Source organism: Anaerococcus marasmi (assembly GCF_900290195.1).
Taxonomy (GTDB): domain Bacteria; phylum Bacillota; class Clostridia; order Tissierellales; family Peptoniphilaceae; genus Anaerococcus; species Anaerococcus marasmi.
Genome location: NZ_OLMF01000004.1, coordinates 548,279 through 562,778, shown reverse-complemented (window position 1 = coordinate 562,778; position 14,500 = coordinate 548,279). Strand labels below are relative to the sequence as shown.

Genomic DNA, 14,500 nt, shown 5'->3' with positions numbered 1-14,500 from the left:
TTATATCCTAGTAAAAGAATAGGGTATAAAGGAGTTTTTATGAAAGATAGTAAGATTATATTAATTGGAGATGGAGCAGTCGGCTCCTCCTTTGCTTATGCTTCTACAATTCTAGGCATAGGTAGAGAACTCGGAATAATTGACATAAATGAAGACAAGGCTTACGGCGATGCGATGGATTTATCTGACGCCTTAAGTTTTTCTAGGCCAAAGTCAATCTATAAGGCAGACTATAAGGATTGTAAGGATGCGGAAGTTGTTGTAATAACAGCAGGTATTCCTCAAAGGGATGGAGAAACAAGACTTGATTTAGTAGAAAAAAACCTATCTATTTTTAAAGATATGGTAGGAAAAGTAGTAGAATCTGGTTTTGAAGGAATCTTTCTAGTAGCAAGTAATCCTGTGGATATCCTAACATATGCAACTTGGAAATTCTCGGGATTTCCAGCAAATAGGGTAATTGGAACAGGAACAACCCTCGATTCTTCTAGATTTAAGAAAGAAATTGCTCAACTTATCGGCATAGATCCAAGAAGCGTCGATGCTTTTATACTAGGAGAGCACGGCGATAGTGAATTTGCAGTATGGTCTCACACCAATATTGGAGGCCTACCGATTTATGAATGGATTAAGGCAAACAGTGAAGTCGATGAATTAGCCTTACTAGATACATTTGAGAAGACAAAGAATGCTGCATATGAGATAATAAAAAAGAAAGGTGCAACATTTTATGGAATAGGCATGGCACTGGCAAGAATTGTCGAATCAATCATCAACGACGAGAACTCAGTATTTTCTACATCTTCATATCTTAATGGAGAGTACGGACTTAAGAATATTTATATAGGAGTTCCAACAGTTATAGGTAAAGATGGAGCCAAGTGGGTTATAGAAATGCCTTTGACTGATACTGAAAACGAAAGAATGCAGGAATCAGCAAAAACACTTAAAAAAATCATAGATGAATCATTCTGATTTGACAGAAAAGAGGCGAGGTCGATCCTCGTTTCTTTTTTTTGGAATGAATACGATTGCACTATAATAAAACGTTATCATAACAAAACATTTATATTTTGATTCTAATAATAACTATCAATAGAGAGAAACACAAGGTCTAGCACTATATAATTGTGTAAAAATAACATTGACATGAAAACGTATATTTGATATCATAAAGATGATCAACTGATCAATTTTCATTTAGGAGGAAAAAATGAAAAAATTAGGTTTACTGCCAAGGCTAATCATAGCCATCATTTTAGGTATTCTAATCGGTCTATTTGGACCAGCAGTTCTTGTTAGAATATTAATTACCTTTAATGGACTATTTGGCAACTTCCTAAACTTTGTTATTCCTTTAATCATAATGGGATTTGTTATCCCAGGTATAGCAGATTTAGGAAATGATGCAGGTAAGACACTAGCTATTACTGCTGGAATAGCATATCTATCAACAGTAATATTCGGTACGGCTACATATTTCACAGGAAGCGCTATATTACCACACTTCATAGATCCAGGTACAATGAACTTTAACCCTGACCAAAATACAGGTAAAGTCCTAGAACCTTTCTTTGAATCACCAATGGATCCTATATTTAGTGTAACAACCGCACTTATTATGTCATTCATACTTGGTGTAGGTATTGCTGCAGTTAAGGGAGAATTCCTTAAAAAAGCAGTTCACGAGTTTTCTGATATTATTACAAAATTAATTTCAAACATAGTAATTCCTTTATTGCCTATCCACATTGCTGGTATTTTTGCTAATTTGGCATATCAAGGAACAGTAGCAAAAGTATTATCAGTATTCTCAAAAGTATTTATAATGGTAATTATACTTCACTGGTTGACTATCCTGATCCAATACACTATAGCAAGTTCTATGGCTGGAGGAAGCCCATTTGAAAAAATCAAAAATATCTTCCCAGCTTATATGACAGCAGTAGGAACACAATCATCAGCAGCAACAATTCCTGTAACATTAAGACAAACCTACAAAATGGGTGTTAACAAGGGTATAGCAGACTTTGTTATTCCACTTTGTGCGACAATCCACTTATCCGGTTCAACTATAACGCTGACATCTTGTGCTATGTCTATACTCATGCTACAAGGTGGAGATGTTACCTTAGCTCACATGTTCCCATTCATATTAATGCTTGGTGTGACAATGGTTGCAGCACCTGGAGTGCCTGGTGGGGCAGTAATGGCAGCTTTAGGTATATTACAATCAATGCTTGGATTTACTGAGCCAATGACAGCACTAATCATTGCTTTGTATGTTGCCCAAGATTCTTTTGGTACAGCTTGCAATATTACTGGTGACGGTGCTATAGCATGTATAGTAAACAAAATTAGTGGATTTAAATTAGACCCACAAGCTAATGAAGCTTATATAGAGGAATTAGTTAAATAAAAAGAACAAGTTAAAATAGAACTCTTTAGAGTTCTATTTTTCCGCTTATATATTTCTTTAACGTATTACATAAGGAGAGACAATGACAATTACAAGAAAAAAGAAAACAATGGATGGAAATACTGCAGCAGCTCACGTATCTTATGCATTTTCTGATGTTAGCGCAATTTATCCAATAACACCATCTTCACCAATGCCTGAATTTATTGACAAGTGGGCTGCTCAAGGTAGAAAAAACCTTTTCGGTAATGAAGTTTCAGTAACAGAGATGCAACACGAAGCAGGAGCTGCTGGAGCAGTTCACGGATCTTTAGCAGCAGGTGCTTTAACATCTACATATACAGCAAGCCAAGGATTCCTCCTAATGATTCCAGATATGTTTAAAATGGCTGGTGAGAGACTTCCAGCAGTATTTCACGTGGCAGCTCGTTCTATTTCTACTTGTACAATTAACATGTATGGAGACCACCAAGACGTTATGGCAGGTAGACAAACAGGTTTTGCAATGCTAGCATCAGGATCTGTTCAAGAGATTATGGACTTATCTCCTGTTGCCCACCTAGCTGCAATTAAGGCAAGGATTCCTTTCGTAAACTTCTTTGATGGATTTAGGACAAGCCATGAGATTCAAAAAATCGAAGTTTGGGACTATGATCAATTTGAAGACATGGTTGATTACGATGCTATTGACGCCTTTAAAAACGATTCCCTATCTCCACATAGGCCAACCATGCGTGGCGTATTTGAAAAGGGAGGATATTTCCAAAGAACAGAAGCACAAAATGAAGCTTATGATAGACTACCAGCTATAGTTGAAGAATACATGGATAAGATTAACGAAAAAATCGGCACAGACTATTCATTGTTCAACTACGTAGGTGATCCAGAGGCTACTGATATTATTGTGGCAATGGGTTCTGGTACAGATACAATCAATCAAACAGTTGACAGATTAAACGAAGAAGGTAGAAAAGTAGGATTAGTTAAAGTTCATCTTTATAGACCATTTTCTGGTGAACACTTACTAAAAACAATACCAGAAACTGTTGAAAGAATAGCTGTTTTAGATAGAACAAAAGAAAAAGGATCTGTTGGCGAGCCTTTATACCTAGATGTAGTAGAAGTATTTGCTAATTCTGATAGAAATCCAAAGATTATCGGTGGTCGTTTCGGTCTTGGTCAAAAGGATACAAACCCAGCTCATATCAAGGCTGTATTTGACAATCTAGCAGAAGAAGACGCAAAGAATCACTTTACAGTTGGTATTGATGATGATGTAATGCATACATCACTTGACGTTGATAAGAGCTTCGTAATAGATGATGGTAAGACAAATAGATGTATCTTCTGGGGTAATGGTGGTGATGGTACTGTCGGTGCTAATAAAAACGCTATCAAGATTATAGGTGATAACACAGACATGTTTGCCCAAGGATATTTCGACTATGATGCGAAAAAGAGTAATGGTCTAACCCTATCTCACTTACGTTTCTCACCAAATCCAATCCATGCAGCATATTTAATAGATGAAGCAGACTTTGTATCATGCTCACCTCAAGCCTATGTTAAGCAATATGAATTAACTAAAAACCTAAAAGACGGTGGAATCTTCCTCCTAAATACAATATGGAATATGGAAGAATTAGAAGAGCATATGCCAGAAGCTATGAAAAAAGATATAGCAGAAAGAAATATCCAATTCTACACGGTAAATGCTTCAAAAATTGCCCTAGAAGTTGGACTAGGCCACAGGACAAACATGGTAATCCAAACAGCCTTCTTTATCCTATCAAAAGTTCTACCAATTGATGATGCTATAGATTATCTAAAGGAATCTATACAATCTTCATACGGAATGAAGGGTCAAGATATTGTCGATATGAACAATAAGGCAGTTGATAGGACTAGAGAAGAATTATCTAAGGTAGAAGTTCCAGAAAGTTGGAAGAATCTTAAGGTTGAGGCAGCAGAAGATAATTCTGATGAGCCAGATTTCATTAGAAATATGGTTAAACCAATCATAAATCTTCACGAAGATGATCTTCCCGTATCAGCCTACCTTCCATATGATGATGGTCAATATATGGCAGGCACAAGCCAATATGAAAAGAGAGGTATCGCCTTATTCGTACCAGAATGGAAAATAGATAATTGTATCCAATGTAACCTATGTTCATTTGTTTGTCCTCACGCAACCATTAGACCATTCTTATTAGATGAAGAAGCTAAGGCAAATGCACCAGAAGGCTTTGAAACAAAGAAAGCTATAGGTAAAGGACTAGAAGGATATGAATTTAGAATTCAAGTATCTCCATATGACTGCATGGGATGTGGTAACTGTGTAGATGTATGTCCAGCTCCTACCAAGGCCCTTGAGATGAAGCCAATCGATGAGCAAATAGATAAGCAAGCAGACAATTGGGAATATGCTCACAATAAAGTAGGCTACAAAGACGACGAAATCGAAGCTAACAATGTAAAGAATTCACAATTCTCAAGACCACTACTAGAATTTTCTGGAGCATGTGCAGGTTGTGGTGAAACACCTTACGCTAAGCTAATTACCCAACTATATGGTGACCATCAACTTATATCAAACGCTACAGGATGTTCGTCAATTTGGGGATCATCAGTTCCATCAATGCCATATTGTACAAACAACAAGGGAGAAGGTCCTGCTTGGGCATCATCATTATTCGAAGATGCAGCAGAATACGGTTACGGAATGCTTCTTGCAAGCAAGGCTAACAAACTCGCCCTAGAAAATTTAATGAAGAAATTCCTAGGCCTACATGTACAAAGTCCATTAAATGATGCTTTTAATGAATGGTTAGAAAATAACAACGACTTTGAGTCAAGCAAGAAAGCTGCAATTAAGATAGAATCACTTTTAGGAAACCAAATTGACGATCCAGAAGCTAAGAGAATCGTTGAGAGAGTAAAAGCACTTAAGGACTATATGGTTAAGAAGAGCCAATGGATATTCGGTGGTGACGGTTGGGCTTACGATATAGGTTTTTCTGGAGTAGATCATGTCCTAGCAAGTGGAGAAGATATCAATATCATAGTATTCGATACAGAAGTTTACTCTAATACAGGCGGTCAATCTTCAAAGGCAACCCCACTTGCTGCAGTTGCCAAATTTGCCGCATCTGGTAAAAAAGTACGTAAAAAAGACCTCGGTCTAATGATGACAACCTATGGTTATGTATATGTTGCTCAAGTAGCAATGGGAGCAAATCAAGCTCAAACTCTTAAGGCAATCAAGGAAGCTGAGGCTTACCCAGGTCCATCATTAATCATTGCTTACGCTCCATGTATCAACCACGGTATCAAGGCTGGAATGGGCAAGACCCAAAGAAGAGAAAAAGAAGCAGTTGCTTCAGGTTACTGGCACCTATGGAGATTCAATCCACTTTTAGCAACAGAAGGAAAGAATCCATTTATTCTAGATTCAAAAGATCCAGAAGAATCCTTCCAAGAATTCCTTCAAGGTGAAGTTCGTTACGCATCACTTAAGAAGGCCTTCCCTGAAAGTGCAGACCAACTATATGCAGAAGCAGAAGAAGCAGCACGTGAAAGATTAGAATCTTACAAGAAAATGGCGCAAGGAAAATAAAAGAGGTAGTTATGACAGCAAATTTAGAAATGATTAAAGAAGCAAGAGAAATTCTTAATGGCAATATTGAAAAGACTCCAATTTATACAGCATCTAGAATGGGTGAGAACCTATATATCAAGATGGAAAACTTACAAAAAACAGGTTCCTTTAAACTAAGAGGAGCCTTCAACAAGATAGCCCATCTTACAGATGAGCAAAAGAAAAAAGGAGTAATATCTTGCTCAGCTGGAAACCATGCCCAAGGTGTGGCCCTATCAGCAACAAGACAAGGAATCAAATCATATATCTGTATTCCATCAATTGCACCTCTTTCTAAAATCGAAGCGACTAGAGGCTACGGCGGTGAAGTTATCATAGTAGATGGAACCTTTGATGATGCACAAGCTAAGGCTTATGAGCTTCAAAAAGAAAGAGATCTAACCTACGTTGCACCTTTTGATGATGAATATGTACTATCAGGCCAAGGAACAATAGGTCTTGAAATCTTAGATCAACTTCCTGATGTAAAATACATCGTAGTACCAATAGGTGGAGGTGGACTAATTTCAGGAATAGCCCTAGCTGTAAAATCCCTAAGACCAGATGTAAAGATTATCGGTGTAGAACCAGAAACAGCAGCTTCAATGCTTGCTTCAAGGAAAGCTGGTAAAATCGTAACTTTAGATTCTGCAAACACTATGGCTGATGGTATAGCTGTCAAAAAACCAGGCGAGATTACCTTCGACCTATGCGAAAAATATGTCGATGAAATAGTAACAGTTTCAGAAGATGAAATAACCAACGCCATTCTAAGACTTCTAGAAGAAAGTAAGGTAAGTGCAGAAGGAGCAGGAGCTTCATCTGTCGCAGCAGTTCTTTCAAACAAATATGATTTCTCTGATGGAAAAGTCTGTGCAGTTCTTTCTGGTGGTAATATTAACGTTAACACAATCTACCAAATCATTAACTCCGGTCTATTTAAAACTGGAAGACTTACAGAAATTACCACAACAATCTCCGATAAACCAGGTGAATTAATCAGATTACTTACCATAATCAAGGATTTGGGTGCAAATATCAAGGATATCGACCAATTCAAATCAGCTGAAACAGTTGGATTTGACCATGCTGTAGTAAGAATAATAGCAGAAACTTACAATATAGATCACAGAAATCAAGTATATCAAGCTTTAGCAGATGCTGGTTATGAAGAAAGTCATATAAGACGAGACAAATAGATTAGGTAAAGAAATATGGTGCACGGAATACTTTCGTGCATCTTTTTCTTTACCTATTATTCACAGATGATAAGATTTTTATTTCAGATTTACCTTGATTATGGTAGAATATAATTAATTGTTAGATTTCAGAAGGAGGATTTATGTCAGATTATATTATTAGTTCTGAATCTATAATGGATTTATCTGCCGACTATGTGAAAGAGCTCGGCGTAAGTTTTATAAAATCAAATTACGAACTTAATGGAGAAATATACTTAGATGATTTTGGCCAAAGTTTGGATATGGAAGAATTCTATAGAAATATGGAAGAAGGAGCTGCTCCAAGTACCGCAGCCATTAATACCCAAGCTTACTTAGATTACTTTGAAGAAATCCTAAAAAAAGATATGGATATTATCCATGTTTGTTTATCTTCGGGTCTTACCACCCAATACTCTTGTCTTGTTCAAGCAGTTGATATACTCAAGGAGAAATATCCCGAAAGAAAGATCTATCCTATAGATTCAAGAATGGCTTCTTCTGGTGTGGGTCTTCTAGTAGATAAACTAGTTATACTTAAAAATGAAGGTATGAGCATAGAAGATTTATATAAATGGGCAGAAGAAAACTCCCTTAATGTCATTAGCTATACTAGCAATGAAAATCTAGAGTACGTTGCTAGAGGTGGGAGGATCTCAAAGACTGCTGCAAATATAGGTAATCTCCTAAAAATTTGTCCTCTAATCGAAATTGATGATGAGGGATACATGCAGGTAACTCAAAAGATAAGAACAAAGAAAAAACTTCTCAAAACCTTAGTAGATAGGATGGAGAAAAATGCTATCGGAGGCCTTAATTACAATGATAAATTATTCATAAGTCACGCTAACAATAAAAAGGCAGCCGAGGAATTGAAGGAAATGATGGAAGATAGGTTTAAGAAAATATCTTCTGTAGATATATTTGAAATTGGCCCTACTATTGGTAGCCACATTGGTCCTGGAACTATTACTATGTTCTATTGGGGAGAAAAAAGATTAGGATAAGCATGAGAAAACGCTTGTCCTCAAAGCTAAAACTTGTATAATAATCTTAGATAAATAATTAACAAATACAAGGAGGCAATATGACCTACAAAACATTTTCAGTACCAAACACAATTATTCATGGAGAAGATGCCCTAGAATACCTATCAACTATTGATGGCAAGAAAGCAGTTCTTGTAACTGGTGGATCTTCCATGAAGAAATTTGGATTTTTGGATGAAGCAAAATCGCAACTAGAAAAAGCAGGAATTGAAGTCGACATAATAGATGGTGTGGAACCAGATCCATCAGTTAAAACTTGCCTTGAAGGTGGCAAGAGAATGGAAGAATTCGAACCAGATTGGATAATTGCAATCGGTGGAGGATCTGCTATGGATGCAGCGAAGGCAATGTGGGTTTTCTATGAATATCCGGGATATGACTTTACAAAGCTTGCTGAGTTTGATAATCCACCTCTTAAGAATAAAGCCAAACTTATATGTATACCATCAACATCTGGAACGGCTTCAGAGATCACAGCTTTTTCTGTAATAACTGATACAGAAAATGAAATAAAATATCCGCTCGTTCACCCAGATTTCGTGCCTGAAGTTGCAATATTAGATACAAGAATACCTTCCAAAATGCCACAGAAGGTAACAGCTGCTACTGGAATGGATGTTATGACTCATGCCGTGGAAGCTTTTGTTTCAACAAGTGCTGATGATTTTACCGACCCATATGCCATTAGAGCTATTGAATTAGTGTTTGAGAATCTTAAAAATGCTTACGATAAGGGTGATGATATGGACGCACGTGAGAAGATGCATACTGCATCAACCATAGCAGGAATGGCCTTTACAAATGCTTCTTTGGGTATAGTTCATTCTATGGCCCACAAGATTGGAGGAGTTTTCCACCTAACCCACGGTGAGGCCAATGCAATTATGTTACCATATATAATTGATTACAATAGAAAATCTTGTGATAAGTATAAAAAGCTTGAAGAGATTTTAGGTATTGATGATATAGCAGAAGAAATTAGAAAATTAAATAAAAAAGTTGGCATTGCTCCTAATATAAAAGAAGGAGAAAATACAGTAATTAGTGAGGAAGATTTCCTTAAGCATCTAGATAAAATGAGTGAAAATGCCTTTAAGGATGCATGTACATTGACAAATCCAAGGGAAACTTCAGCTACTGATATCAAAAAAATCTATAAGGCTAGCTTCTATGGAGAAAAGGTAGACTTCTAGAAAACAATAGGGATGCTTAATTTAAAGTATGGATAACTATAACTGTGATATAGATAGTTTCCATTGATATTAATATGAGTTAAGCATCTCTCTTTCCTTATTGTATAATATATAGGCGAGATGGACTTCTATAAGGACCTATAAGAGTACGGGAGGAAGTTAGAGAATAAAATAAAGGATATAAACTTAGTTGATAAGTGTGAAGCGGTTACGGCAAGTGATGACTTTTAAAATATAGCATGACTTGTACCGGCCTCGATGCTTATCGTTAGCTGCAAGGTAGAATCAGATGAAGTATATCCGCGAAATAATGACAAGACTATTTCCAATGAAGATTCAATTGTCTATGGTCCTACTACTATGGCAAGCCTTGCCTATGATTATTTGAAAGGAGAAAATAAATGAAATTAATTTGCTATAAAAGATGTACAACATGTAAAGGCGTTGAGAAAATGCTAGATGATAAGAATATTTCCTATGAATTAAGAGATATTAAAGATGATAATCCTACAAGGGATGAACTAAAATCATGGCATGAAAAAACAGACTATGACATTAAGAGATTCTTCAATACATCTGGAAAAATTTACAGAGAAGAGAATTTAAAAGATAAGCTAAAGGAGATGACTTTAGATGAAAAGTATGACCTTCTAGCAACAGATGGAATGATTGTCAAAAGACCAATTCTTTTTACTGATGATGGTAAGATTCTGGTTGGTCCTGATGTCAAAAAATATGTAGAGACTTTATAATGAATATAGATCTAAATAGAATAGCAGAGCTTGATGATGATAAGTGTCTTGATGAACTTATAAACTTTATAAGAATTCAAGTATCTGATGAAGATGACCCAATAGCCTTAATGGCGAATATTTCAGCCTTTATCAAGGCATATGTCAGGGATTTAAATTGGGCAGGATTTTATATAGCAAGAGATGAAGGATTAATACTTGGACCATTTCAAGGACTTCCAGCTTGCACTAGGCTTTCCTTTGATAAGGGAGTTTGTGCCAAGGCTTATAGAGATAGAGAAATAGTTAAGGTTGATGATGTGGCGGAATTTAAAGACCACATAGTTTGTGATAGTAATTCCAAATCTGAGCTTGTAATTCCAATATTTAATGAAGAAGACCTAGTTTGTTTAATAGACCTTGACTCACCAAAGCCAGCTCGCTTCACTGAATTGGAGATAGAGAAATTTAGAGAGATTGGTCAAATATTAGAAAACAGAATTTATTTATAGGGATAAAGAACAGCTGTTAGCACAGGAGCACTCGGATAATTAAACTGGTAAATTGTTAAGATTACGTGTTCTTGCTAGCAGCTTTTTGTATCATATAATTATAATTTTATAAAATTTTATATTATGGACTTGACTGTTAAATATGAACAAGGGCTTATATTTTTTTCTATTTTAAGTATAATAGTCGTTAAGCTACATAGAATTAAATAAAAAAACTTATATAATATTACTAATATACTTTTAAATGAAAAGAGAGGTTTGTATGACACATGCTAGCTATATAATTAGCGCAACATCTTCTGTCGATATTACAGAAGAACTCTTTGAAAGGTTAGATGTAAAATGGATTCCGTTTCATTATCAGATAGATGGAAGAGATTATTTGGATGATCTAGGAGAGAGTACCAACATTAGCGATTTTTATGAAAAAATGATTGCAGGATCTTACCCAACTACTAGTCAAATAAATGTTTTTGAATATCTCAATTATTTTGAGCAATTTTTAGAAAAAGGTAAGGATGTAATTCACCTTTGCCTATCTTCAGGGATAACTGGAGAATATAATAACGCTCTAATTGCTAAAGATGAACTTTTAGAGAAATATCCAGAAAGAAAAATATATGTAATAGATTCACTTAACGCTTCTGCTGCCCAGCTATTTCTAGTAAAAGAAATGGCAAAAATGAGAGATCAAGAAAAAAGTATCGAAGAAATTAATGACCGGGTGATAAAAAATAGAGATAGGGTTAATGGACGGTTTCTTAGCTCTGATTTAACCTACTATATTAGGGGTGGAAGAATATCCAAGACCAAGGGAGCTGTAGGCAATATGCTAAATATCTGCCCAGTTATGGAAGTTAATAGGTTTGGTGAGTTAATAGTAAGAGATAAGGTAAGAACTAAAAAACGAGCTATTAAGGTACTTCTAAAAAAGATGTTGACTTTAGCTGACGACGGTAAGGACTATGATAATGAATGTTTGATTATACATTCTCATGACTATGAAGGAGCCGTAGCCCTTAAGGAGAAACTATTAGAAAATTTCCCTAAGATAAGGAAGGATATTGAAATTTATCAATTTGGAACTATAATAGGTTCTCATACGGGACCAGGTACTCTAGCTGTAGTATTTTGGGGTAAAGAAAAGGGAAGATAGTTAGGAGGATGGATGAGACTAAGACACAAGCCGAATGCAATTCCTGAGATGAGGGAAAATAATAAAATATATTTTGATGCGAGCGTAAATAAGGGAAAATGGAAGGAAATTTTTGGCAATGATAATCCTATCCACCTAGAAATTGGTGCTGGTAAGGGAGACTTTGTCACACAAATGGCAAATTTACATAAGGATATAAACTATATAGCCTTAGAGATGAATACAAATGCCTTTGTTGTAGCTAGCAGAAAGATGTTAGATGAAGATATGAAAAATGTCAGAGGTATAATTGGAAATGCCGAAAACCTTGAAGAATTCTTTGAGAAGGGTGAAATTGATAAAATTTATCTCAATTTCTCTACTCCGTGGCCTAAAAAACGCCATCATAAGAGAAGATTATCTCACAAGAGATTTCTAGATAGATATAAGAAAATAATATCTGATGGAGCAGATCTTGAGCTAAAGACTGATAATGAAGATTTCTTTGATGGAAGCTTAGAATACTTTGAAGACTTTGGTATGGCAATAGAAAAAGTTGACAGAAATCTAGATATTAATAAATCAGTTGTTACAGAATATGAGAAAAAGTTTAGACAAAGATCTATGCCTATATATTTTGTAGCTGCTAAATTTAAAAATTAGCATGGGAGAATAGCTATGAAAACTAAAAAAACAAAAAAATTAGCGAGTGGAATTCTTATTCTGGTTTTTCTGATCTTTGTTTCGTATTTCTTTGGGATGAAGGCAGGAGTATTCAGAAGTAAGGAAGGAGTAACTAGCGATATTGTAAAAGAACAACTGGTTAGCGTAAAGGAGCTTACTACATTAAAATACAGATACACAAATGTAGGATCATTTGAAAATGACAATGAATTCTATGGAATTAAAATTCCTTTCACTACCAAGAAATTTATCATATCTTATGATGGAGAAATCAGTGCGGGAATAGATTTAGATAAGGCTAAGGTTGATATAAACGACGAGAAGAAATCTATAAATATATCCTTACCTAAAGCCAAAATCTTAGCTCATCAGATAGATGAGGACTCTCTTACGATCTTTGATGAGGAGGAATCTATCTTTAACCAACTAAAGATAAAAGATTTCTCAGAATTTCGAAAAAATGAAATGAAAAAGACTGAACAAGAACTCTTAGAAAAAGGATTTTTGGAAGAAGCTAGTGATAAGAGCAAGGATGCTATTATAGAAATATTGAATATCAACCCTTTAATTAAAAACGAATATACAGTTAAAGTAAATTAAAAAATCCGCTAGCTATCAAGCTTAAGATAGCTAGCGGATTTTTAGCTTAAGAAAAAACTTACTAAAGGATAAAGTATTATTTGATGGGCCAGGTAAATTGGCATTGAAAGTCTTCCTATCTTTGCGAGGATATTATCATTTCCCTTGACTAAATTCTTATTGTTACGATAATTCCCTGCACTTAGGCCAGTAAGATAAGCGAAAATCCAAGGTATTAAAGGAAAATAATCTGTTGAAGTAAAGCTTGATGAAGGAAAACCTAATATAAAGATATTATTTTCATATAAATCATCAAATAATTTAAAGCCAGTCAAGGAAGCTCTTGGAACATTATAAGTTCCTATAAAAATTAGGATAAAAATAATAGCAAAGTATGGAGGGATCTTCCAAAATCTTTGGATAAGTCCTGAAACAATCATAGAAAGGCCCAATCCGTTTAGGACTCCCCATACAATTAGTTGATCCTTTGCAAAAATATAAGTACTTAGGGTAATAGCAAAGCCTAGCATCGAAGTCTTTATACCTCTTTTGATATTCTTATCATATGGAAGAAGGCTTGATGTAAATCCCGAGATTAAAAAAAACGATATAGCTATTGATAGCTGCCGTATTCTATTGAATGTAGTTCCGTCATACCAGCCTATGGGTCTATAGTAATTAATATTATAGGCGAGGTGGAAAAGGACCATCGATATAATAGTAAATCCTCTAAAGCTATCCAAATAATAATTTCTCTTCATATAAACTCCTTGTTTAAATTATACCACAAAGGGTAGTAATGTAATAAGTTGATAGAAGTGAAAGGAGTTTATATGAAAAAAATAGCATTACTAGTAGAATCACTATTTGAAGAAAGTGAATTAATATATCCATACCACAGACTAAGAGAGGATTTCGACGTTGTCCTTGTAGGAAGCGAGAAAGATGTAGAGTATCCATCTAAGTCTGGATACAAAGTGAAATCAGACATCTCAAGCAAGGAAGCTGATCCAAATGAATTCGATGGAGTATATATACCAGGTGGCTACTCACCAGATGGAATGAGACAGCACGAGGCTACTATTGATTTTGTTAAAAAAGTTCACGAAAATGGCAAGCCAATCGCTGCTGTATGCCACGGTCCATGGGTTGTTGCTGATGCAGGACTTTTGGATGGAATAAAGGCGACATCAACTCCTACTATCAAAAATGATATAATAAATGCTGGAGCAAAATGGGAGGATAGGGAAGTAGTTATAGATAATAAGGTAATTACAAGCAGATCTCCTGAAGATCTACCAGCCCACGTAAAGGCATTTGTTGAAGCAATTAAATAGT

The 14,500-nt window shown here is 35.4% G+C and carries 14 protein-coding genes; 13 read left to right on the top strand and 1 reads right to left on the bottom strand.

The window, feature by feature from the left end:
• Positions 1-39: 39 nt before the first annotated feature.
• From C7D97_RS03050 to C7D97_RS03000, 12 genes are all read left to right on the top strand, one after another.
• Positions 40-975 (top strand): L-lactate dehydrogenase, encoded by a 936-nt coding sequence (locus C7D97_RS03050; RefSeq protein ID WP_105300659.1) that lies wholly within the window; start codon positions 40-42, stop codon positions 973-975.
• A gap of 238 nt (positions 976-1,213) precedes the next feature.
• A complete protein-coding gene (locus C7D97_RS03045; protein WP_105300658.1) occupies positions 1,214-2,419 on the top strand; it encodes a dicarboxylate/amino acid:cation symporter in 1,206 nt (401 codons plus the stop codon).
• Between the two features lie 82 nt (positions 2,420-2,501).
• Positions 2,502-6,038: a pyruvate:ferredoxin (flavodoxin) oxidoreductase gene (gene nifJ / locus C7D97_RS03040; protein ID WP_105300657.1), complete on the top strand. Its 3,537-nt coding sequence runs from the start codon at positions 2,502-2,504 to the stop codon at positions 6,036-6,038.
• Between the two features lie 11 nt (positions 6,039-6,049).
• Positions 6,050-7,258: a threonine ammonia-lyase gene (gene ilvA, locus C7D97_RS03035; RefSeq protein WP_105300656.1), complete on the top strand. Its 1,209-nt coding sequence runs from the start codon at positions 6,050-6,052 to the stop codon at positions 7,256-7,258.
• 143 nt (positions 7,259-7,401) lie between these two features.
• Positions 7,402-8,286, top strand: coding sequence for a DegV family protein (locus C7D97_RS03030; protein ID WP_105300655.1), 885 nt, complete (start codon positions 7,402-7,404; stop codon positions 8,284-8,286).
• Positions 8,287-8,366: 80 nt separating this feature from the next.
• Complete coding sequence (locus C7D97_RS03025; protein ID WP_105300654.1) at positions 8,367-9,521, top strand: iron-containing alcohol dehydrogenase; 1,155 nt, start codon at positions 8,367-8,369, stop codon at positions 9,519-9,521.
• Positions 9,522-9,779: 258 nt separating this feature from the next.
• A complete protein-coding gene (locus C7D97_RS10485; protein ID WP_158679109.1) occupies positions 9,780-9,926 on the top strand; it encodes a hypothetical protein in 147 nt (48 codons plus the stop codon).
• Positions 9,923-10,273, top strand: a complete 351-nt coding sequence (locus C7D97_RS03020; RefSeq protein WP_105300653.1) for a Spx/MgsR family RNA polymerase-binding regulatory protein — start codon at positions 9,923-9,925, stop codon at positions 10,271-10,273. The genes C7D97_RS10485 and C7D97_RS03020 overlap by 4 nt, the downstream gene beginning before the upstream one ends.
• On the top strand, positions 10,273-10,764 hold the full coding sequence (locus C7D97_RS03015; RefSeq protein WP_105300652.1) for a GAF domain-containing protein: 492 nt from the start codon (positions 10,273-10,275) through the stop codon (positions 10,762-10,764). The genes C7D97_RS03020 and C7D97_RS03015 overlap by 1 nt, the downstream gene beginning before the upstream one ends.
• A gap of 262 nt (positions 10,765-11,026) precedes the next feature.
• Complete coding sequence (locus C7D97_RS03010) at positions 11,027-11,920, top strand: DegV family protein (RefSeq protein ID WP_105300651.1); 894 nt, start codon at positions 11,027-11,029, stop codon at positions 11,918-11,920.
• A 12-nt stretch (positions 11,921-11,932) separates the two neighbouring features.
• Positions 11,933-12,562 (top strand): tRNA (guanosine(46)-N7)-methyltransferase TrmB, encoded by a 630-nt coding sequence (gene trmB / locus C7D97_RS03005; protein WP_105300650.1) that lies wholly within the window; start codon positions 11,933-11,935, stop codon positions 12,560-12,562.
• A gap of 15 nt (positions 12,563-12,577) precedes the next feature.
• Positions 12,578-13,183: a DUF4230 domain-containing protein gene (locus C7D97_RS03000; RefSeq protein ID WP_105300649.1), complete on the top strand. Its 606-nt coding sequence runs from the start codon at positions 12,578-12,580 to the stop codon at positions 13,181-13,183.
• Between the two features lie 41 nt (positions 13,184-13,224).
• On the opposite strand, the gene C7D97_RS02995 is transcribed toward C7D97_RS03000, so the two are convergent.
• Positions 13,225-13,923 carry a heparan-alpha-glucosaminide N-acetyltransferase domain-containing protein gene (locus tag C7D97_RS02995; protein ID WP_105300648.1) on the bottom strand — a complete coding sequence of 233 codons (699 nt, stop codon included), beginning with the start codon at positions 13,921-13,923 and terminating at the stop codon, positions 13,225-13,227.
• A 72-nt stretch (positions 13,924-13,995) separates the two neighbouring features.
• Here C7D97_RS02995 and C7D97_RS02990 point away from each other — a divergent pair, with 72 nt between their 5' ends.
• Positions 13,996-14,499 (top strand): type 1 glutamine amidotransferase domain-containing protein, encoded by a 504-nt coding sequence (locus C7D97_RS02990; protein WP_105300647.1) that lies wholly within the window; start codon positions 13,996-13,998, stop codon positions 14,497-14,499.
• Position 14,500 lies beyond the last annotated feature (1 nt).